The sequence below is a fragment of the Mesorhizobium sp. B2-6-4 genome, assembly GCF_006441495.1.
Taxonomy (GTDB): Bacteria; Pseudomonadota; Alphaproteobacteria; order Rhizobiales; family Rhizobiaceae; genus Mesorhizobium.
This window is the reverse complement of sequence record NZ_VFUE01000009.1, coordinates 236634-258262: the sequence shown is the minus strand read 5'-3', so window position 1 is coordinate 258262 and position 21629 is coordinate 236634. Positions and strand designations below refer to the sequence as shown.

Sequence of the window (21629 nt, the reverse complement as noted above, 5' to 3'; positions counted from 1 at the left end):
TTCGGCGCGCTCGATGCGCAGGTGCGCCGGGAACTGCGCCGCTGGCTGCGCGACATCCATGACGCCACCGGCCACACCACCGTCTTCGTCACCCACGACCAGGAAGAGGCGCTGGAGCTTGCCGACCGCGTCGTGGTGATGAGCCAGGGCCGCATCGAGCAGGTCGGCACCGCCGACGACATCTATGACAGGCCGAACTCGCCTTTCGTCTATGGCTTCATCGGCGAATCGAGCTCGCTTCCCGTCAAGGTCGAGAATGGCGAGGTCTGGCTCGCCGATCGCCCGATCGGGCTGTCGGCGCCGGACGCCGCCAGCGGCAATGCCAGGCTGTACTTCCGCCCGCACGACGTCGAATTGCTGAGCGGCTGCTCTGGCTGCATCGCCGGCACGGTGGTCGCCAGCCGCCGCGTCGCCGGCACCCGCCGGGTGGAACTCGAGATCGGCGGCGAACGCCAGCGCGTCGAGATCGAGCTGCCCGTCGACCATCCCGCGGCACAGAAGAGCCGGGTAGCGTTCCGCCCGGGCCGCTGGAAGCTGTTTTTTTCGGATCAGGCAGGCAGCTCATTCGCGCCGGCGGAACAGAACCCTCGCCAAAACGAGAAGACGCTTCCCCCAGATATCAGAAAGCGGCGTATGGCTGACGCAGGCCCGCTGATTTGAATTGTCCGCATGGGGGTGAGGCGGTTGCGAGCCGCCAGCCCAATGCTGGTTTGCCGCGACCCTTTTTTGCGCACCTCGTTTCCAATGCACGTTGCCCAAGCAACCTCGGTTCGATGTAGCGACATGCAAAACAAGACCTAAGCGGCTCGCATGAATCCGTTTCGGCGTGCCGCGCTTCAAACAAAACGAGTGAGCTTGTCGCCAGATTGTTCGGCCCGCCATGCATTTGCTCCTGCGCTGGTCAAGGATCGCGCCGCTTCAGCACAGACGCAAACAGCGCTCGCAGGCACACGGCAAACGTCGGCGGCTTCAGCTTCGGTGACCAGCCTTTGGCTGTGCGCCCGGCAGACATGCGGGACCGATCGGTTCGAAAGTCTTGTAGGTCAGGATGAATTCGCGGTGCCCGAGTTGTTCGGATTTCGTCGCATGGCCATTGGCGACAGCAAGAACCAGATTGAAGATTTCGTCGCCGACATCCGACAAGGTGGCGGCCCCTTCGAGGATACGTCCGGCATCGACGTCCATGTCGCCCGACAGGCGACGGTATGTTTCGGGATTGGCGCAGATCTTTATGACCGGTGCGACCGCCGACCCCGAGACCGAACCGCGGCCGGTGACGAAGAGCGTGAGGTGACAACCGGAAGCGATGAGCTCCACGATCTCGGCATTGTCCGAGATGTTGGGGAAGCCAAAACGCACGTCCCCGTCCGGCACGACATCCATCAGGTAGAGTCCGCCGCCAGGGGGAATGTCGCCCGGCTTGATGAGGCCCGAAATCGGCGACGAGCCCGATTTGGCATAGGCACCCATCGATTTCTCCTCGATGGTGGATAGGCCGCCATCGGCATTGCCCGGAGCGAAACTGCCATAGCCTAGCGTCGCGTAGTATTGCGCTGCCTTTGCCACGGAGGCGCGCAGCTCGACGCCGAGTTCAGGCGTCACGGCACGGCTCGCCATGATCTCTTCGCAGCCGATCAGCTCGCCGGTCTCCTCGAAAATACAGGCTGCTCCCGCACGGACCAGTCGATCGAAGGCAAGGCCGGCGGCGGGATTGCCGGTCATGCCGCTGGTGCCGTCCGACCCGCCGCAGATCGTGCCGACGATAAGTTCACTCGCATCCATTGGCACTCTCGCGACCGCGCCCAGCTCTTGCAGGCGTTGCCCGACCCATTCGATGCCGTCGGAAATCGTCGACAAAGTACCGCCGTTTTCCTGGATCGTCAGCGTGGCCACCGGCCGTCCGCTTGCCTCGACGGTGCGGGCGAGCGAGAATTTGTTGAAGCTTTCGCATCCCAGTGACAGCAGCAGTACCGCGGCGACATTGGGATGCGTACACAGACGCTCCATCATCCGCTGCGCATAGGGATTGGGAAAGCAGCCTGGAAAGCCGATCAGATGCACGTCCCTGCCGCGGAAATGGGAGACAATTTCGCGACCGACATGATGCGCGCACTCTACCAGATAGGCCACGATCACAATGTTGCGGATGCCCTTGCGACCGTCCGGCCTGAGATAGCCGAGGATGGTGGACTGTTCGCCGTTCATGATCCGGTCTCCGCTATTACGTGCGTTTTGGTGTAGTCGCTCTTCAGATTGTGAATATGGACGTGCTCGCCGGGTCCGATCGACCGCGTCGCCGAGCCGATCGGGACGCCGTATTTGATGACCTTCATCCCCGGGGCGATCGGCAGCCGCGCCAGCTTGTGGCCGAGCTCCACGGCCTTGACCAGAATGCGCGGCTCGCCGCCGACGATGATGGTCTCTCCGGCTTCGATGCGCCGGCAGGCGACCAGCACATTGTCGTGATCGCAGAGCAGGAGCAGACGAGGATCGTCCATCGTCGGCTCACATGACGCCGAAGGTACGGAAGGCTTCGCAGGCGCTCATGCCATCGCGGATCGCGGTTGCGACCTTGTTCTCTGTGCTGACCTTCTCGATCGCGCGCTCGATCGCTTCCTTTTCCGCCTCGCGCGGGATCACAAGCACGCCCTCGCGGTCGCCGAAGATCAGGTCGCCGGGCGTTACCAGGATGCCTTCGATCTCGATTGGGCAGCCATAGTCGATCACCTTGCCTCGCGGGCCCTGGTCCTGGGCATAGATGCCGCGCGAGAAGACCGAAAAGCCGAGCTTTTCGATTTCCCAGGAGTCGCGGATATAGCCGTTGAGGACGGCGCCGGCAGCCTTCAGCTTCTGGGCCCTGGTGGACATCAGCCCGCCCCACAGCGCGTAGCGGAAGGAGGAGCCGCTGGCGATGTAGACATCGTTCTCCGTCAGGCTGTCCAGCGCTTCCATCATGAGGCCGAACGGTTTGTTCGCGAGCGGACCGTGCGCATCCGGCGAACCGCCGGAAAACACGTCCGCCTCCAGCACCGGCATCGCGCGGCCGATGACTTTCATCTCCGGCTGCAACGGCACGATCCCGGCCGGCAGGAACTGCCGGCGGTGGCCCATTACATCGAGCACGTCGCCGACGACGGCCGTGAAGAGTTCCTTGCGGATGACTTCGAAGATCGCCTTGTCAGTATCGGTCGTCATCTGTTTTCTCCCTCGAAAAACTATGGTGTCAGAAGCCGTGCAGCGCGCCGCCGTCGACCACCAGTATATGGCCGGTCACATAGGCTGAGGCGCGTGAGGCGAGATAGGTCATGGCCCAGCCGATATCGGCGCCCTCGCCGAAACGACCCATGGGAATGCGGCTGTTGATCTTGCGCGCCCTTTCCGGATCGGCTGCGGTGGCCTGGCGTAGAAGCGCGGTGTCGATCCAGCCTGGTGCCACACCGTTGACGCGTATCCCGCTGGGCGCAAGTTCGGTCGCGAGCGCCCTCACCATGCCGACATAGGCGGCTTTCGCCGCCGAATAGCCGATCACGTTGGGAATGCCGAGGAAAGAGCTCATCGAGGCGGTGAAAAGAATGCTGCCCCTTGCTTCCGTCACCTGCGGCAGGAAGGCGCGCGAGAGGGCGAAGGCGCCGCCGACATGGACGTTCAGCACCGAATTGAAAGCCTCGACGCTCATCTCGCCGAGCGGCTTCTTGACCGTGTTGCCGGCATTGTTGACGAGGATCGAGACGCGTCCGGATTTTTTTGCCACCTCGCTGGCGAAACCCGTGGCACCGGCAGTGTCGGTCACGTCGAAGACATGGCTCGTGGCGGAAGGCCCCAGCGTCTCGCAGGCGGCAGCGAGCTTCGCGGCGTTGGTGCCGACGATCGTCACCTTGGCGCCGGCTTCGACGAAACAGGTGGCGATCGCAAGGCCGAGACCGCTTCCGCCGCCGGTCACCAGCGCATGCTGCCCCTCCAGCCCGAAGATATCCTTGATGCTCATGCGTCTTCCTTCGCTTCGATCCGGACGACGATCTTGGTGAAGCCTCCGGGGTTCTTGTCCCAGGCTTGCATGGCCGCACCGGCTTCCTCGATTGGCACGACGCGTGAGACGATGCGGTCGCCGGCGTCCCGATGTTGCTTCAGATAGCCGATAACATCGTGGAAATCGGCGATCTCGGAGCCGCGCGACCCGCGGATATCCATCTCCTTGAGCAGGAAGAACTTGGTGTCGTAAGCGATCTTGTTCTTGGCGTAGCCGACATAGACGACCCGGCCGCAGGACGCCACGAGATCGATCGCCTGCCGAAAGGTCGCATCCGCGCCGACCGCCTCGATGACGACCTGCGGACCGTCCCCACTGGTCAGTTCCAGGACATGCGCCAGGACATCTTCGCGCGACGCATCGATGGTGTCAGTGGCGCCGAGCACCTTGGCAACGGCGAGTTTGTCGGCGCTAAGGTCCACTGCGATCACGCGTGAGCCCCGCCTGACAGCGCCGAGCAAGGCGCCGAGCCCAATGACGCCGCAGCCAAGGATGACGACGGTTTCTCCAGCCGAAAGCTCGGAGCGGCGGACGGCATGGAAGCCGACGGCAAGCGGCTCGATCAGCGCGAGGTCCCGCTGGCGCATGCCCTCGACCGGAATGATCTTGCCCGCGGGAACGACGATGATCGAGGCCATCGCGCCCTCGCGCTGGACGCCCATCGTCCGGTTGTCCTTGCAGGCGTTCGGCCTGCCAAGGCGGCAGGCATGGCACCTGCCGCAATTGAAATAGGGAAGAATAGTCACGGACTGGCCGACCGCAAGCGCGCTGACGCCGTCGCCGAGCGCCGAGATGGTGCCGGAGATTTCATGGCCCAGGACGCGCGGGTAGGAGATCAGCGGATTGAGGCCGCGAAACGACGTCAGGTCGGAACCGCAATACCCCACATACTCCATCCGCACCGCGACTTCGCCCGGGCCCGGTTTTGGTTCGGGCAATTCGACCAGCGAGATCTTGCCGGGTTCCTCGAGGCAGACAGCTTTCATCATGGCGCTCAGGCCTCACAGATCGTGCTGTTGTCGATGGCATCCCAGTCGATCTCGACCCCGAGGCCGGGGGCTGACGGCGGCGCGGCGTAGCCGTCCTTGATCGGCAGCGGCTGCTTGAGGCCGAAGGCGAAGTTCTCCATTGGATAGAGCACTTCGAAGAAGTCGCAGTTCTTGATCGCCGCGGCGCAATGCAGGTTGACGATCTCCATCGGGTGGAAGATGGCGGTATGGATCTCGCAATTGACGCCGAAGGCTTCGGCGAGGCGGGCCGTCTTCATGACGCCCGTGACGCCGCCCGTCCAGGAAACGTCTGCCCGGACGCGATCGACGACACGCGTCGAGATGCATTCGGCGATGCTGTAAGGGTGCTTCGCAAGGACTTCTGTCCCGACGAGCGGGATTTCGAGCGTGCGTGCGAGCTCCCGCAGCGAATGAACGTCCTCGTCGTATAAAGGCTCTTCCAGCCAGTAGAAGTCGAGCCTTTCCAGCTCGCGACCGAAGCGGATCGACTGCTCGAGATTGAACATCGAGACCGGATCCGACATCAGCGTGAAATCCGGCCCGACGGCGGCGCGGACCTGGCGATGGACGTCGATATCGTAGTCGAGATCGAGACCGGGTGTATGGAGCTTGTAGGCCCGCAACCCTTCGGCCCTGGCGCGCAGCGCCTCTTTCACATAGTCCTGCGGTCCCGACAGGATCATCGAGCTGCCATAGACCGGCACGCGCTCGCGGAAGGCGCCGAGATATTTGTAGAGAGGCTGCCCGGCGGCGGTGGCCGACAGCAGCCAGAGGCAGGTGTCGAATGGTCCGTAGGCATAGATCGGCAAGTGGCCCCACCAGCGGTCGGCCACCCGGAAATCGTGCCATGCCTTTTCCCGGTCGAGCGGGTCGCGGCCGATGAAGAACGGACGCAGCGTGTCGGCAATCAGCCTGCCGGCGCCCGCCGCCGAACGACCGGCGAACCCGAAGGCGGTTGCCTCGAGCCCGGTATCCGTCGCCATGGTGACGGTGAGAAATTCGAACTTCGCGAAATCCCCGGTTCGAAACGCGCTGGCGGCAAAATCGCCTGGTTTGCGCTGGCAGCAGCGCACCTTCACATCCGTGATTTTCATGGAAAAACCTTCGATAAACCGATCGCAGCGGCATGTGTGGATCCGGGGGAGTCCCGGATCCAGTCATTCTCAGAAGCGGGGCAGGTCGACTTCGACACCCATCCATTTTTTCTGCAGGGCCTGCAGCTCACCTGTAGACTGGAGCATGAAGAGCTCCGTGTTCAGCCAGTGCAGGAAGTCCGGGTCGTTGCGGCGCAGGCCTATGCCCATCGGCGCCTGCGCCACGACGAACTGCTTCTTGAGGTTGGGATCGTGCTCCTCGACGGCGCGGGCAAGCGCGCCGCTGGTCACGATGCCTTCGACCTGGCCTGCGAACAGCGCCTGGGATGTCGACGCGTCATCGTCATAGCGCTGGATCTGTGCGCCTTCGACGGCCTTTTTGGTCATGACGATGTCGTTCGTGCTGGCCCGCGTCACGCCGATCTTCCTGCCCGCCAGATCCTCGATCTTGGTGATCGGCTGGTCGGCGGGACCGACATAGACCTGCTGGTCGACATAGTACGTGTTGGTGAACGCGATGGCCTTGGCGCGCTCGGCGGTGATCGAGAACGAATAGATCACGATGTCGAGCTTGCCCGAAGTCAGGTTCGGGATGCGGTTGGCTGCCGTCGTGTCGACGATGTTGACCTTGACGCCGAGATCGCGGGCGATTGCCTTTGCCACGGACACGTCATAGCCGTCGGGCTGCATGCTGCTGTCCATCAGGCCATAAGGCGGCGTTCCAAGGCCGACGCCGACATTGATAGTGCCGCGCTGCACGATGGCGTCCAGCGTGCTCTCGGCCTTTGCGGGCAATATCATCGCCAGCATCGCGGCGACCCCGACAGCAAGTCTCTTCAATAGCATGATACTTTCCTCCCTGGTGTGATGAACCGGATCTTCAGTTGGCTGCCTGCTGCAGGCGGCGCTCCAGGCGGCGGCTGGCATGGGACAGTATGGAGCAGATGCCGAAGTAGATGGCTGCGACCGTCAGATAGACGGGCAGCGGCTGGAACGTGGCGCTGGAGACGATCTGTCCTGCTCTCGTCAGTTCGATAAAGCCGACGACCGAAGCAAGCGCGGTGTTCTTGACGACCTGAACGGAGAAGCCGACCGTCGGAGGAATGGCGACGCGAAGCGCCTGCGGGATGATGACGTCGGTCATCGTGTGCCGCCAGCCAAGCGCCAGCACGAACGACGCTTCCCATTGCCCCTTGTTGATCGACTGGATCGACCCGCGCCAGATCTCGCCGAGGAACGCGCTGCTGTAGAGCGTAAATCCAAGGCCGGCCGCGTAGATCGCCGGAAGGTCATAGCCGAGATTGGCGACGCCGAAATAGGCGATGAAGAGAATGACGAGCAGGGGCGTTCCCTGGATGACATAGATATAGGCCTGTGCGATCCAGCGCAGCCAGGCGAAACGGGAGAGGCGCATGAGGGCGATAATCGATCCGCCGATGGCCCCGCCTGCAAGCGCAATTCCCGAGAGGACGACCGTCCACGTCGCACATTGCAGCAGAAACTCGACATGATGGAGATTGAATGTCTGGAACATCGTCATCGCCCTGCAAAGCGGAAGGAGAAGAGGGCACGCTCAATCAGTGCGAAGACGCCTTTGAATGCAGCCGTCAGGACAAGGTAGATGGCCGCGACCACGAGATAGGCTTCCAGGCTTCGGAAGGTCAGGCCCTGCACATCATTGGCGACGCCGGTCAGTTCCGGGACGGAGATGACGGAAACGACGCTGGACGCCAGCATGATCAGGATGAACTGGCTGGTCAGTGCCGGGAAGATCGCTGAAATCGCCGGCAGCAGAACGACATAGCGGAAGGTGAGATACGGTGACATGCCAAGCGTGTGCGCCGCCTCCCGCTGTCCCTTGCCGATCGTCTGGATACCGGCACGGACGATCTCGGTGATATAGGCGCCCGCGTAGAGCGTCAGGGAGAGGATGGCCGCCGTCACTTCGGAAATGCGGATGCCGATCGAGGGTAGGCCGAAATAGACGATATAGATCTGCACCAGAAACGGCGTGTTGCGGATGATCTCCACATAGGCGGCCGCGATTGAGGAGAGGACTTTCGAGCTCGAAAGTCTCATCAGGGCGCTGACGATGCCGACGCACATGCCCAGAACCAGCGCGGCGGCCGACAGGCCGACGGTCAGCATGGCGGCGTGCACGAACAGGTCGCCGCGCGCGAATGTCCCGGAAAAATCTAGGTACTCCACACTCGTCCCCGGTCTTTAAACAAGGTTCGGTTCGATCGCTCGCGCAAGGACTTTCACCTGGCGCAAGGTGTTCTGCCGGCTTCTCTCGAGATGTCGCTGCAGCGCCGCGAGGATCTGGCTCTTCTTGCCGGCGATGATGGCATCGAGAATATTTTGGTGCTCCTCGACCGAGCGGCTGTAATCGCCTGGAATCGAGACGAAGACCGTATGCGTCTGGCCGACAATGCGGGAGTGGACCTCGGAGATCATCGGTATCCCCGCGGCGCCGACGAGCGAACTGTGGAAGGCCCGGTCATGGGAGAGCGCCTTCGCCAGATCGTCGAGCGACGACCCTTTGGCGAAGCGCCTGTGGTTTTCGAGGCTGTCCTGGAGCTTCACCCGCAGCGCCTCATCGAGCCGTCCTGCGTCGAAGGCTGCTTCCACGGCCCCTTTCTCGAGCAGTGTCCTGGCCGCGTATAATTCCTCGACGGCTTCCTCGTTGAAGCTGCGGACCACCATGCCGCGCCGCGAGGAATTGACGAGAAGCCCGTCCGCCTCCAGCCGCAGGCAGGCTTCCTTGACAGGCGTGGGACTGATGCCCAGTTCCGCCGCCAATTCGTTTGGCAACAGGCGTTGCCCGCCTGCCAGCCTGCCGCCGACGATCCGCGACCGCAGCTCCTGGTAGGCCTGCTCGGCCAATGTTGTCTTGATCATGCTCATGGCCCAAGCATCGGTCAGGTTCCGGTTCGGTGCAACAGAAAAATTAAAAATAGAAAATTTTTTATTTTCTGATTTCGATCTTTCGGGTTACAAGTCAACCTCGCAACAAGGAGGAATTCATGGACGCCAACGGCAGCGCCTTTGTGAAACTGCGCGACGCGGTGAAGATGTTCGGCGGGTTTCAGGCGCTCGATCACGTCAGCCTTGAGGTGGCGAAGGGCGAAAAGATTGTCGTCTGCGGGCCGTCGGGCTCAGGCAAGTCGACCTTGATCCGCTGCATCAACGGCTTGGAAGACCTGCAGCAAGGCTCGGTGGAAATCGACGGCAAACCGCTGGTCGAGAAGTCCCACGGACGTATGGTTCCGCGCCGGGACATCGGCATGGTGTTCCAGCAGTTCAACCTCTTCCCGCATCTCAAGGTGATCGAGAACTGTACGCTGGCGCCCGTCCGCGTGCTCGGAAAATCCCGCAAGGACGCTTCGGAGAGAGCGCTGGAGATGTTGCACAAGGTACGGATCGCAGATCAGGCGGACAAGTATCCGTCCCAGCTTTCCGGCGGCCAGCAGCAGCGCGTCGCGATCGCCCGCGCGCTCTGCATGCAGCCCAAGATCATGCTCTTCGATGAACCGACCTCGGCTCTCGATCCGGAAATGGTCAAGGAAGTGCTAGACACCATGGTCTCGCTGGCCTCCGAAGGCATGACGATGATCTGCGTGACGCACGAAATGGGCTTCGCCAGCCAGGTGGCCGACCGGGTCGTCTTCATGGACAAGGGCCGGATACTCGAGGAGGCCACGCCGAAGGAGTTCTTCGCAGCCCCGAAGCATCAGCGGGCACGCGAATTCCTCTCGCAGCTCCTTCATTGACAAATTCATATCCGCCAAGGGTCATAGATGAAAATCGCCTCCGTCCGCCCGTTCATTCTCCATCTTCCACTCACCTCGGACTCCATTTCGGACTCGACCCACAGCATCACCCATTGGGGTGTCGTGGGTACGAAGATCGTGACCACGGATGGGCTGGAAGGTTATGGCTTCACCGGCACGCATGCCCATCTGGCCGCCGACCGGCTGATAACGTCCTGCATCGGCGAGTGTTACGCGCCGCTTCTGGTAGGCGAAGACGCCTCGGATCATCAGCGCCTATGGACCAGGCTTGCGCGCCATCCTTCGCTTCAATGGGTCGGTCGGGCCGGCATCACGCATCTGGCGCTGGCTGCAATCGATATCGCGCTGTGGGATCTGAAGGCGAAATGGGCGGGCCTGCCGCTGTGGAGTTATCTCGGCGGCGCGCGCACCGATGCCCTGGAGGCCTACAATACCGATATCGGCTGGATTTCGTTCGACCTGGACACGTTGCTGCGCGGCTCCGCGAAAGCCGTCGAGGAGGATGGATTCACACGCATCAAGATCAAGGTCGGCCATGACGACCCAAATATCGACGTCGAGCGCCTGGCGGCTGTGCGCAAACGTGTCGGATCAAGGATCCGGATCGCAATCGACGGCAACGGCAAGTGGGATCTTCCGACCTGCCAGCGGTTCTGCGCGCTGGCGCGCGACCTAGATATCTACTGGTTCGAGGAGCCGCTCTGGTATGACGATGTCGCCAGCCACGCGACGCTCGCGCGCAATACATCGATCCCGATCGCGCTCGGCGAGCAGCTCTACACGATCGACGCGTTCCGCTCCTTCGTCGATGCAGGAGCCGTCGCCTACGTCCAGCCGGACGTCACGCGGCTCGGAGGAATAACCGAATACATCCAGGTCGCGGACCTGGCACTGGCGCATCGGCTTCCCGTCGTTCCGCATGCAGGGGAGATGAGCCAGGTGCATGTGCATCTGAGCTACTGGCATCCTGCATCGACGATCCTCGAATACATCCCCTGGATCAAGGATCACTTCGAGGAGCCGATCCGCGTCGAAGGCGGCATCTACAAACGGCCCGAACGGGCCGGTGCGAGCACGACTGTCCTGGCCGAAAGCTTTGCCCGCTACGGCAAAAGCCTGGGCTAGGGCATTCCAGGAAAATCGCCCGCGGCATCAGGACGGCGCTATTCCTTCACCGCGCCGGTCATCGAGGAGACGTAGTGCTCGACGAAGAACGAATAGAGCACGACGACCGGCAGGGATCCGATCAGCGCGCCCGCCATCAGGGCACCCCATTCATAGACGTCGGAGCGTACGAGTTCGGTGAGCACCCCGACCGGCACGGTCTTGTTTTCGGACGACTGAATGAACGTCAAGGCATAGATGAATTCGTTCCATGACAGGGTGAATGCGAATATGCCCGCCGAGATCAGGCCAGGCACCGACAGGGGCAGCACGATCTTGCTCAGGATCTGCCAGCGGCTTGCCCCGTCTATGAGCGCGCATTCTTCCAGTTCAAAGGGGATGGAGCGGAAGTAACCCATTAGCAGCCAGGTGCAGAAGGGGATCAGGAAGGTCGGGTAGGTGAGGATGAGCGCGAAGGGTGTGTCGTAAAGCCCGAGGTTGAACACCATCACCGACAAGGGGATGAACAGTATCGAGGGCGGCACGAGATAGGCGAGGAACACCGCGAGGCCGACCTGCCGTGCCCCGGAGAACCGCAGCCGCTCGATCGCATAGGCCGCGAAAACCGACGCCATCAGCGACAGGAAAGTGGCGGCGGTCGAAATGATGATCGTGTTGAGCAGCCAGCCCGGATAGGACGTCTCGAAGAGAAGATAGCGGATGTGCTCCAATGTCGGATGCACGACCCAGAGCGGGTTGAAATTGGCATAGTCGGTCATTTCGACATTGGGCTTAACCGCTGTGATCGTCATCCAGTAGAACGGGAACAAGAGCACGATGACGAACACGAGCAGGGGGAGATAGACCGTCACCACACGGCGCGGCACGCTCTGCAAATAGCCCATGCCGCCTTCGTCAAGCTGCGGCTGTTTTGTCTTCCTGGTCGCAGCCATGTCAGTCTCCGCCCCCCTGCTGCCATTTACGGCGTTGCAAGCCGAAATAACTGAACAGTATTGCGGCAAGGAGGAATGGGATCATGGCGACCGCGATCGCGGCGCCCTCGCCGAGCTGGCCGCCCGAAATGCCGCGCTGGAACGACAGCGTCGCCATCAGATGGGTGGCATTTACCGGTCCGCCGCGGGTCAGCACATAGATCAGCTGGAAATCCGTGAAGGTGAACAGCACCGAGAACGTCATCGTGATCGCTATGATAGGGGTGAGCAGCGGCAGCGTCACATGGCGAAACAATTGCCAGCGGCTGGCGCCGTCGAGCGTGGCGGCCTCGTAAAGCGATTGGGGGATTGTCTGCAAGCCGGCAAGCAGCGTGATGGCCACGAAAGGGATGCCGCGCCAGACATTGGCCGCGATCACCGAAGCACGCGCGTTCTCCGGATCGCCGAGGAAATTGATGCGATGGTCGATCAGGCCCATCTGCTGGAGTGCCCAGGACAGGATCGAGAACTGCGAATCGTAAATCCACCAGAAGGCGATGGCCGACAGCACCGTCGGCACCACCCACGGCAACAGGACAATCGCGCGGAAGAACGATTTGAAGGGAAGATTCTGATTGAGGATGAGCGCCAGCCAGAGGCCAAGCGCGAATTTCAGGATCGAGGCGCTGACGGTGTAGAGCAGGGTATTGAAGACGGAGAGCCAGAAAACGGCGTCGCTCCACAGATATTCATAGTTCTCGATGCCGATGAAGATGCCGGGACGGCCGATGCGGGCATCGGTGAAGCCGAGCCAGACGCCGAGCCCAAGGGGATAGGTCAGGAAGACAAGCAGCAATGCCGCCGCCGGCAGCATGAAGCCGAAGCCAAGCGCATTCCTGCTCTCGGCCAGGCGCGACAGCATCGAGGAACGCGGCTGAGCGGCGACGGACGGCACGGCCATGGGGCGGGCTCCCTGCAAGGGTCTCATTGAACGGCCTGGCGACCGCCCTGCGCTTCCGGAGGGTCCGATAGCGTGGGGCAGAGCCGCCAGGCTCAGCTGGCGTCGATCAAACGCGATAATACCGGTTTGCGCGCTTCTCCGCCTCTTCCATTGCCTCCTGGGGCGTGGCCTGTCCCGTGACGGCCTTGGCGAACATGTCGACCAGGACATAGTCGGCCATGGTCGCCGCCGAGGCATAGCCGAGCGGCCCGGCATAGCCGTTGGGCCGCAGCGTCGCCGAAGCCTTGGCGTAAGCGGCATTGTTCGGATCGGCTGTCCACACCGGATTGTTGTCGAACGCCTTGAGCGTCTGGCAGCAGTAGCCCGCCGAGGAGGTGATCCAGTCCGGCATTTGCGGGTCCTCGAACATGAATTGCAGATAGGCTTTGGCCGCGTTGGGGTAGGGCGTGTAGTCGAAGATGACGGCTGTGGTCACCTGGAACAATTCGACGGATTTGCCAACAGGACCGATCGGCAGGTTGGTGGTGCGTATGTCCTTGGCCATTTCCGCCAGCTTCGGATCATTGTCCTTGTTGATCTTGGCCGTGTTGTAGGCGGAAATGCCATTGGCGATCACACTGAGTTCGCCGGCCAGGAAGGCGCGATTGTTGTTGACGTCGAGCCAGCTTTCGGTACCTGGAATAAAAGTCTTGTAGAGTTCCTGCGCGTATTCGATCGCCTTGAGGGTCTCGGGGCTGTTGATCGTCACCTTGCCGCCCTCGTCGACCATCTGGCCGCCATGGCTCCACAGCAGCCAGTGCGCATAGTTGTTGCCATCGCCAACACCATGGCCGTGCGTGAAGCCGGCCGGATGCCCCTTCGCCTGCAAGGCCTTGCAAAGTTCGAGGAAGCCTTTCGTGTCCTTGGGGAACTCCGAAAAGCCGGCCTCTTTTACCCAGCTTTCCCGATAGACGATGGCATTTCCGATGGTGGCGAGCGGCAAGCCGATGAATTTGCCTTCCCGGGTAGCATATTGCTTTGGTCCGTCGTGCCAGCCGCCGTATTTCGAGCCCAGATACTCGCCCAATTCCGTCACGTCGTGCAGCTTATCGGGATACTGATGCGGGTCGTCGAACCAGACGAACATCAGATCCGGACCTGAACCGACATTGGCGGCCACCGCTGCCTTGGGGCGAATGTCTTCCCAGCTTTCCTTGTCGACACGTACCTCCACGCCCGTCGCTTCGGTGAACCGCTTGGTGTTTTTCAGCCACTGGTCCTCGTCGCCCTGCACGAAAGGCGACCAGCGCAGCAGCCTGAGCTTCGCACCGTCCTCCGGCTTGTACTTCAGCCCCTCCTGGGCGAATGCCGGGGAGCCGGCGAAGCGGCTTCCCAAAACGCCGGCAGCAGCGCCGGCCGTCGTGCGGATCACGTCACGTCTGGTGAATTTCATGCTCGTTCCTCCTGTTTGTTTCTCTTGCCCTTTGGTCTCTACAGCTTGCTGCGCGTTTGAAGCCGCTGCCCGGTTTCGCCGTGGAAGAGATGAATGAGGCCGGGTTCGGCGGTGAGCCGGATGGTTTCGCCCGGCGTGAAGGAATGACGTTCCCGGAAGTTGGCCACGATCTCTTCACCGCCGGCTGTCCGGCCGATGAGCTGTACCTCCGACCCGGTCGGCTCGATGACCGCGATGGTGACCGCAATGCCTTGATCGGACAGCCGCAAATGCTCGGGCCGTATGCCCAGCACCACGGGCTCGTCGCCTTTGACGGACGATGCTGCGTCCAACGGCACGGAAATTCCGCCCGCGCCCCGAAAGGACGGCGACCCGTCCGTCGCGATTTCGCCCCGCAGCAAATTCATGGCGGGCGAGCCGATGAAACTGGCGACGAAGAGATTGTCCGGCCTGTCGTAGAGTTCCAGCGGCGGCCCGATCTGCTCGACGATGCCGTCATGCATGACCACGATCTTGTCCGCCATGGTCATAGCTTCGATCTGGTCGTGGGTAACATAGACCGTCGTGGTTTTCAGGCGCTGGTGCAGTTCCTTGATCTCGGCGCGCATCTGCACCCTGAGCTTGGCGTCAAGATTGGACAGCGGTTCGTCGAACAGGAAAACCGCCGGATCGCGCACGATCGCCCGCCCCATGGCAACCCGCTGGCGCTGTCCGCCGGAAAGCTGGCGGGGATAGCGCGCCAACAGCGGCACCAGCCCCAGAATTTCCGCAGCGCGCTGAACGCCGGCGCCGCTCTCAGCCTTCGAAACGCCCTTGAGCATGAGCGAGAATGCCATGTTCTCGGCGACGGTCATATGCGGGTAGAGCGCATAGTTCTGGAAGACCATGGCGACGTCGCGTTCCTTCGGCGCAACGTTGTTGACGACACGTTCGCCAATCGCAATCTCGCCCCGCGAAATCTTTTCCAGGCCCGCGATCATCCTGAGCAGGGTTGATTTCCCGCAACCCGACGGCCCGACCAGCGTGACGAATTCGCCATCGTCGATGTTCACGCTGACGCCGTGCAGAACCTCGACGGTCCCGAATGATTTGTGAACCTCGCTAATCGCGACAGACGCCATCGATCCTCCTCCCGAACGATTCCCGCGACGTCTCTTCGAAGGAACCGCTGACCTCTCCCGGCGACGGCCCTCCAACCTTCATGTGGTCACGCGATACGGAGACGGTAGCGCTACCAAACCTGCCTGTAAAGCAGGCGCTTCGATAAACATCCAGGCTGCATTCCCGGTTGCTCACTGGACTGCCCACCACATGGCTGGAGACAGCAGGGAGATCGGCCACGGGATGAATATCAACCACTTGCACCGTCCGCCGGCCTGGGCAACCGCGCATGGAATTCGCCGACGATGCCGCGCCGGAAGACGAGCACGCAGACCATGAATATCAGGCCGGTGGCGATGGTCACCGGAAAGCCTGAGGTGGCGAGCGTGTTTTCAAGGCCGACGACGAAGCCGGCGCCGACGACCGGCCCGACCATGGTGCCGATGCCGCCAAGCAGCGACATCAGGATCACCTCGCCCGACATCTGCCATGTCACGTCGGTGAGCGTCGCGAATTGGAACACGATTGCCTTGACCGCACCGGCAAGCCCCGCAAGTGCGGCCGACATGACGAAAGCGGCGAGCTTATACCTGGCGACAGAATAGCCGAGCGAGATGGCGCGGTTCTCGTTCTCGCGGATCGAGCGCAGGATCATGCCGAACGGCGAGTTGATGATCCGCCAAATGGCGAAGACGCCGATCAGGAAGATGGCCAGCACGACATAGTACATGTTGACCGTGGCGTTCAAATCGATGATGCCGAAGAGGTTGCCGCGCGGAACGCCCTGGATGCCATCCTCGCCTTGCGTGAACGGTGCCTGCACGCAGAAGAAGAAGAACATCTGCGCCAGCGCCAGCGTGATCATGGCGAAATAGATGCCTTGCCGGCGGATGGCGAAGAAGCCCATGACCAGCCCGAGCAGGGCCGCGCCGGCGGTACCCAGCAGAATGCCTGCCTCTGGCGGCCAGCCCCATACCTTGACGGCATGCGCGCAGAAATAGGCGGCGCCACCGAAGAAGGTCGCGTGGCCGAAGGACAACAGGCCAGTGTAGCCGAGCAACAGGTTGAAGGCGCAGGCAAACAGCGCAAAGCACAGCATCTTCATAAGGAAGAACGGGTAGACGAAGAACGGCGCGGCGATGAGCGCCAATACCGCCAGCGCCACCAGCGCGCGTTCCAGCCGCACGGAGGCCGCGGCGCGCTTTTCCTGAAGCGTCAGCTCGCTCATCTCAGGCGTCCCTTCCGAACAGGCCGGCCGGCCGCAGTAGAAGCACGATCGCCATGATGACGAAGACGACAAGGTTCGACGCCTCGGGATAGAACACCTTGGTTAGGCCCTCGGCGAGGCCGAGCATGTAGCCGGTGACGATGGCGCCCAGGATCGAGCCCATGCCGCCGACCACGACGACGGCGAAGACGACGATGATCAGATCCGACCCCATCAGCGGACTGACCTGGTAGACGGGAGCCGCCAGGATCCCGGCAAGACCGGCAAGTGCCGCACCCAGTCCATAGGTGAGTGTCAAAAGCAGTGGCACGTTGACGCCGAAAGCCTGGACCAGTTCTGGATTTTCGGTCGCGGCGCGCAGATAGGAACCAAGCCTGGTCTTCTCGATCAAAAGCCATGTGCCCAGGCAGACGAGAAGCGATGCCAGCACCACCCAGCCGCGATAGTTGGGCAGGAACATGAAGCCGAGATTGGTGCCGCCCGCAAGCAGCGCCGGCACGGCATAGGGATTTCCCGAGACGCCATAATAATAGCGAAAGACGCCCTCGATGACCAAGGCCAGGCCGAAGGTGAAGAGCAGGCCGTAGAGAGGGTCGAGCTGGTAGAGCCGCGAGAGCGCTGCACGCTCGACCGCAATGCCGAACAGCCCGACGGCGAGCGGCACCAGGATCAGCGCCGGCCAATAGCCGATGCCGAGATGGACAAGCAGCAGATAACCGATGAAGGCGCCCAGCATGTAAAGCGCGCCGTGGGCGAAATTGATGATGCGCAGCAGGCCGAAGATGACGGCGAGGCCAAGGCTCAGCATCGCATAGAAGGAACCGTTGATCAGCCCGACCAGCAACTGCCCGAGAAAGGCCTGGATGGGGATGCCGAAGATCATCGTCATGGCGCGATCATACTCCGAGCACCTCGTGAAGTTGAGCGTCGTGGGCGGCCAGTTCGCCGACCGGAAACCCGCTCAGCACCTTGCCGTGCTCCATCAGGTAGAAGCGGTCGGCAATGCGGGCGGCGAAACGGAAATTCTGCTCCACGAGCAGGATCGTCATGCCGCGCTTCTTCAACGTCGCAAGCAATTCGCCGATGCGCTGGACGATGACCGGCGCCAGGCCTTCGGTCGGCTCGTCGAGGAGCAGCATCCGGACACCCGTCCTCAGGATGCGGGCGATCGCCAGCATCTGCTGCTCGCCGCCGGATAGCCTGGTGCCCGGGCTGTTGCGGCGCTCCTTCAGGTTGGGAAAGAGCTCGAAGATCTCCTCGACGCTCATCCCGCCCTTGGCCACCACCGGCGGCAGGATCAGATTCTCGTCGACTGTCAGCGTGGCGAAAATGCCGCGCTCCTCGGGAACGAAACCGATGCCTTGGTGGGCGACACGGTGCAAGGGCAGGCCGATCAAGTCGTTGCCGTTGAAGACGACACTGCCGGTGCGCTTGCGGATCAGCCCCATGATGGCGCGCAGCGTCGTGGTCTTGCCGACGCCGTTGCGGCCAAGCAGCGTCACGGTTTCGCCGCGGAACACATCGAGGTCGACGCCGTGCAGCGCGTGGCCCTCGCCGTACCAGGCATGGAGATCGCGCACGGCAAGTAGCGGCTCACTCATGCTCGGTTCCCATATAGGCTATCCGGACGCGTTCATCCTGGCTGACCGTCGGATAGTCGCCCGCGGCGAGCACCTTGCCGCGCTGCATCACGGTGATCCAGTCGCAAAGATCGGCAACGACGGTCAGATTGTGCTCCACCATGAGCACGGCCCGATCGCGGGCCAAGGCGCGGATGATCCCGGAGATCATGCTGACATCCTCGTGCCCCATGCCGGCCATCGGCTCGTCGAGCAGCAGCACCTTTGGATCGAGCGCCAGCGTGGTGGCGATCTCGAGCACGCGCTTGCGGCCATAGGAGAGATCGCCGGCGAGCCGGTGCGCCGCGTCGTCGAGGCCGACCGTGCCGAGAAGCTCGCGCGCCCGCGGCGTCAGTTGGTCGAGCGCCGAAAGCGGGCGCCAGAACTGGAAACCCAGCCCGCCTGGCCGCTGCAGCGCGACGCGCACATTGTCGAGCACGCTCAGATGCGGAAAGATCGCCGATATCTGGAACGAGCGCACGAGGCCCATCCGCGCCACCTTGGCCGGCGGTGTCCGGGTTATGTCGGTGCCGAGCAGTTCAATCGTGCCGCTGGTCGGCTGCAGGAACTTGGTCAAAAGATTGAAGATCGTGGTCTTGCCGGCGCCGTTGGGTCCGATCAAGGCGTGAATCCTGCCGTGATGAACGTCGAGATCGACATCCTTCACCGCAACGAACCCGGCGAAGTCGCGCCTGAGGCCGCGGGCGGAAAGCACCACCCGCGGCACGGCTCCATCGCCGTCAGGCCTGACGGCCGCGGCGGTTGCCGTCGTCACTTGCTGACGAGCGGGCAGCCGCTATCCGTGGCCTTCATGAAGGCCTGGTCGCCCGGAATGGTTGCAAGATAGGTGTAGTAGTCCCAATCCTTCTTGCTCTCCTCGGGCTTCTTGACCTGATAGAGGTACATGTCGTGCACCATGGAGCCGTCGGCCTGCACCTTGCCGTTGGCGGTAAAGACGTCATTGACCGGCATCGAATGCATTTCCTTGGCCACCGCTTCGGTTTCGTCGGTGCCGGCCTTGTCGATGGCCTTGAGATACTGCGACACCGCCGAATACGTCCCGGCCTGGATCATGTTCGGCATCCTGCCGGTGCGTTTGAAGAAGCGGTTGGCGAACTCGCGGCTCTTGTCGTCGCGATCCCAGTAATAGCCTTCGGTCAGCACGACGCCCTGGGCCGCCTGCAAGCCAAGGCCATGCACTTCGGCCAGCGTGAACAGAAGTGCCGCGAGCCGCTGGCCGCCGGCGACGATGCCGAATTCGGCCGCCTGCTTGATCGAGTTGGAAGTGTCGAGACCGGCATTGGCAAGGCCGACGATCTTGGCGCCGGAGGATTGCGCCTGCAGCAGGAAGGATGAGTAGTCGGTCGAGCCGAGCGGATAGCGCACTTCACCAAGCACCTTGCCGCCGCGATCCTTGACGAGCTTGGCGGTCTGCTCCTCGAGCGAATAGCCGAAGGCGTAGTCGACGGTGATGAAATACCAGCTGTCGCCGCCTTGCTGCACCAGGGCACCGCCTGTGCCGACGGCCTGGGAATGGGTGTCGTAGGCCCAATGGAAACCATAGGGCGAGCACTGCTTGCCGGTCAGGTCGGTCGCAGCCGCGCCGGTGACGATGTCGATCTTCTTCTTTTCCTTGGAAAGTCCCTGCACGGCGAGCGCCACCGAGGAGGTGGTCAGTTCCATTATGGCATCGACCTGCTCGGTGTCGTACCACTGGCGCGCGATGTTGGAGGCGATGTCCGGCTTGTTCTGGTGGTCGGCACTGATGACCTCGATAGGCGCATTCTGGACCTTGCCGCCGAAATCCTCGACAGCCATCTTGGCCGCCTCGACGGACCATTTGCCGCCGAAATCGGCATAGACACCCGACTGGTCGTTGAGGATGCCGATCTTGACCTTGCCGTCGGAAATTTCGGCTGCCGCCGCTGGCATCGCGGTACCCACAAGCAGCGCGGCTGAGATGAGATAGGATGCTTTCACTGGTATTTCCTCCCTTGTGGCCACTGTCGAAAACGCCCATTGCGGCCCTGTGACGGCTTCGAGTGCACCGTCTGGTCCCGCGTGAAGAATACGTCCTGTGCTCGCCACAGTTCCAAAGTGCCAGGACACATGGTCACAAGCGCACATTCGGAATGCACAGAGATTCGTAACATCGACATGGAACGTCGAGAACCACTATTTTCGTATCAGGCGCACCGGTAGCGGTGTGCGCTAGGACTTGTCGCGCGCTATCAGCACGATCTTTGCCGGATCGAAATCGACCGCGACGACGCTGCCTTCCGGCAGGGCGGGTGTGACGACCGGCGACGTCGCAAACAGCTCGACCGCCGGATCGTTTATCGCGACGCGGTATTCCATGTGGTCGCCGAGATAAGAACTCTTGACCACGCGCCCTCTCATCCCGCCGGCTGCCGGCTGGCCGGCGACGAGGCGCACGGCATTCGGCCGGACGGCCAGCACCGCCGGCCCCGCCGCGATGCCGCGATGCCGCATGTCGAGCCGCAGCGGCCCGACCTTTACCTCGGCATTCGTCCCATTGCTGGCGAGAACCTCGACATCGAGCAGGTTGGCGTCGCCCATGAAATCGGCGATGAAAGAGTTCCTGGGTTCGTTGTAGAGGTCGCGCGGGGTTCCGTCCTGGGCGACGCGGGCAGCGTTCATGACGATGATGCGATCGGACACGGCCAGCGCCTCCTCCTGGTCATGCGTCACATAGACCACGGTCAGCGCGAGGTCCTGCTGAAGACCGCGGATCTCATCGCGCACGCGCCGGCGCAGCTTGGCATCGAGATTGGACAGCGGCTCGTCGAACAAAAGCACCTTCGGCTCCAGCACGATGGCGCGCGCCACGGCCACGCGCTGCTGCTGGCCGCCCGAAAGTTCGCTCGGCTGGCGCTTCTCGTAGCCGGACAGGCCGACCTGTGCCAGCTTCTCGGCGGCGCGCCCTGCTGCCTCAACCTTGCCGAGCCCCGTCGCCCGCAGGCCGTAGCTGACATTTTCCATGACGTTCATGTGCGGGAACAGCGCATAGGACTGGAAGACCATGCTGACGTCGCGCTCTGCGGCTGACAGCAAGGTGACGTCCTTGCCGTCGATTACGATGCGCCCGTGGCTTGCGTGCTCAAGCCCCGCAATCAGCCTGAGCGTCGTCGTCTTGCCGCAGCCGGAGGGTCCCAGCAGCGTCACCAGGCTGGCCGGTGCGATGTCGAAGCTGACATTGTCGACGGCAGTGACGGCGCCGTATTTCTTGGTGACGCCCTCGAAACGCACTGCCGGTCTGTCCACCACGCCGGGGGCAGCGTTCTTCGCCGTTTGATCCATACGCTT

General features: G+C 62.3%; 23 protein-coding genes. 3 read left to right on the top strand and 20 right to left on the bottom strand.

The genetic code is table 11. The features are described 5' to 3' along the window. Window positions 1-660 (top strand): TOBE-like domain-containing protein (locus FJ426_RS15010; RefSeq protein WP_181176938.1); only part of this gene is annotated, 660 nt, incomplete at its 5' end. A 309-nt stretch (window positions 661-969) separates the two neighbouring features. Here the strand turns inward: FJ426_RS15010 and FJ426_RS15005 are convergent. The 10 genes from FJ426_RS15005 to FJ426_RS14960 all read right to left on the bottom strand — a co-directional run bounded on the left by FJ426_RS15005 (window position 970) and on the right by FJ426_RS14960 (window position 9038). Next, entirely contained in the window at window positions 970-2205 is a 1236-nt protein-coding gene (locus tag FJ426_RS15005; RefSeq protein WP_140560378.1) for a UxaA family hydrolase, read from the bottom strand. Continuing rightward, a complete protein-coding gene (locus tag FJ426_RS15000; RefSeq protein ID WP_140560379.1) occupies window positions 2202-2498 on the bottom strand; it encodes a UxaA family hydrolase in 297 nt (98 codons plus the stop codon). The genes FJ426_RS15005 and FJ426_RS15000 overlap by 4 nt, the downstream gene beginning before the upstream one ends. A gap of 7 nt (window positions 2499-2505) precedes the next feature. Further along, on the bottom strand, window positions 2506-3195 hold the full coding sequence (locus tag FJ426_RS14995) for an RraA family protein (RefSeq protein ID WP_140498420.1): 690 nt from the start codon (window positions 3193-3195) through the stop codon (window positions 2506-2508). Between the two features lie 28 nt (window positions 3196-3223). Continuing rightward, complete coding sequence (locus FJ426_RS14990; RefSeq protein ID WP_140514976.1) at window positions 3224-3985, bottom strand: SDR family oxidoreductase; 762 nt, start codon at window positions 3983-3985, stop codon at window positions 3224-3226. Next, window positions 3982-5013: a zinc-binding alcohol dehydrogenase family protein gene (locus tag FJ426_RS14985; protein WP_246674946.1), complete on the bottom strand. Its 1032-nt coding sequence runs from the start codon at window positions 5011-5013 to the stop codon at window positions 3982-3984. Before FJ426_RS14985 ends, FJ426_RS14990 begins: the two co-directional genes overlap by 4 nt. An 8-nt stretch (window positions 5014-5021) precedes the next feature. Continuing rightward, complete coding sequence (locus FJ426_RS14980; protein ID WP_140558634.1) at window positions 5022-6131, bottom strand: enolase C-terminal domain-like protein; 1110 nt, start codon at window positions 6129-6131, stop codon at window positions 5022-5024. 69 nt (window positions 6132-6200) lie between these two features. Further along, window positions 6201-6977, bottom strand: coding sequence for a transporter substrate-binding domain-containing protein (locus FJ426_RS14975; protein ID WP_181165309.1), 777 nt, complete (start codon window positions 6975-6977; stop codon window positions 6201-6203). 34 nt (window positions 6978-7011) lie between these two features. Beyond that, a complete protein-coding gene (locus FJ426_RS14970) occupies window positions 7012-7665 on the bottom strand; it encodes an amino acid ABC transporter permease (RefSeq protein ID WP_140498415.1) in 654 nt (217 codons plus the stop codon). A 2-nt stretch (window positions 7666-7667) separates the two neighbouring features. After that, window positions 7668-8339, bottom strand: coding sequence for an amino acid ABC transporter permease (locus FJ426_RS14965; protein WP_140498414.1), 672 nt, complete (start codon window positions 8337-8339; stop codon window positions 7668-7670). Between the two features lie 15 nt (window positions 8340-8354). After that, a complete protein-coding gene (locus tag FJ426_RS14960) occupies window positions 8355-9038 on the bottom strand; it encodes a GntR family transcriptional regulator (RefSeq protein WP_140498413.1) in 684 nt (227 codons plus the stop codon). 119 nt (window positions 9039-9157) lie between these two features. Between FJ426_RS14960 and FJ426_RS14955 the strand changes: the two genes are divergently transcribed. Both FJ426_RS14955 and FJ426_RS14950 read left to right on the top strand, forming a co-directional pair. After that, complete coding sequence (locus tag FJ426_RS14955; RefSeq protein ID WP_140498412.1) at window positions 9158-9904, top strand: amino acid ABC transporter ATP-binding protein; 747 nt, start codon at window positions 9158-9160, stop codon at window positions 9902-9904. A 27-nt stretch (window positions 9905-9931) separates the two neighbouring features. Then, window positions 9932-11050 (top strand): mandelate racemase/muconate lactonizing enzyme family protein, encoded by a 1119-nt coding sequence (locus tag FJ426_RS14950; RefSeq protein WP_140560380.1) that lies wholly within the window; start codon window positions 9932-9934, stop codon window positions 11048-11050. 38 nt (window positions 11051-11088) lie between these two features. Here the strand turns inward: FJ426_RS14950 and FJ426_RS14945 are convergent, their stop codons facing one another. The 10 genes from FJ426_RS14945 to FJ426_RS14900 form a co-directional block, all read right to left on the bottom strand. Then, a complete protein-coding gene (locus FJ426_RS14945) occupies window positions 11089-11982 on the bottom strand; it encodes a carbohydrate ABC transporter permease (RefSeq protein ID WP_140560381.1) in 894 nt (297 codons plus the stop codon). Between the two features lies 1 nt (window position 11983). After that, complete coding sequence (locus tag FJ426_RS14940) at window positions 11984-12922, bottom strand: sugar ABC transporter permease (protein ID WP_140498409.1); 939 nt, start codon at window positions 12920-12922, stop codon at window positions 11984-11986. Between the two features lie 106 nt (window positions 12923-13028). Then, a complete protein-coding gene (locus tag FJ426_RS14935; RefSeq protein ID WP_140560382.1) occupies window positions 13029-14354 on the bottom strand; it encodes an ABC transporter substrate-binding protein in 1326 nt (441 codons plus the stop codon). A gap of 38 nt (window positions 14355-14392) precedes the next feature. Continuing rightward, window positions 14393-15475 (bottom strand): sn-glycerol-3-phosphate ABC transporter ATP-binding protein UgpC, encoded by a 1083-nt coding sequence (gene ugpC / locus FJ426_RS14930; RefSeq protein ID WP_140560383.1) that lies wholly within the window; start codon window positions 15473-15475, stop codon window positions 14393-14395. 230 nt (window positions 15476-15705) lie between these two features. Beyond that, entirely contained in the window at window positions 15706-16683 is a 978-nt protein-coding gene (locus FJ426_RS14925) for a branched-chain amino acid ABC transporter permease (protein WP_140560384.1), read from the bottom strand. A 1-nt stretch (window position 16684) separates the two neighbouring features. Further along, entirely contained in the window at window positions 16685-17572 is an 888-nt protein-coding gene (locus FJ426_RS14920; protein ID WP_140514993.1) for a branched-chain amino acid ABC transporter permease, read from the bottom strand. A 7-nt stretch (window positions 17573-17579) separates the two neighbouring features. Beyond that, window positions 17580-18284 carry an ABC transporter ATP-binding protein gene (locus FJ426_RS14915; RefSeq protein WP_140552372.1) on the bottom strand — a complete coding sequence of 235 codons (705 nt, stop codon included), beginning with the start codon at window positions 18282-18284 and terminating at the stop codon, window positions 17580-17582. Then, window positions 18277-19077, bottom strand: coding sequence for an ABC transporter ATP-binding protein (locus FJ426_RS14910; protein ID WP_181167435.1), 801 nt, complete (start codon window positions 19075-19077; stop codon window positions 18277-18279). Before FJ426_RS14910 ends, FJ426_RS14915 begins: the two co-directional genes overlap by 8 nt. Next, the gene (locus tag FJ426_RS14905; RefSeq protein ID WP_140560385.1) at window positions 19074-20282 is read right to left on the bottom strand and encodes an ABC transporter substrate-binding protein; all 1209 of its coding nucleotides are present in this window, start codon (window positions 20280-20282) and stop codon (window positions 19074-19076) included. Before FJ426_RS14905 ends, FJ426_RS14910 begins: the two co-directional genes overlap by 4 nt. Window positions 20283-20513: 231 nt before the next feature. Further along, window positions 20514-21623 carry an ABC transporter ATP-binding protein gene (locus tag FJ426_RS14900; RefSeq protein ID WP_140560386.1) on the bottom strand — a complete coding sequence of 370 codons (1110 nt, stop codon included), beginning with the start codon at window positions 21621-21623 and terminating at the stop codon, window positions 20514-20516. Window positions 21624-21629 lie beyond the last annotated feature (6 nt).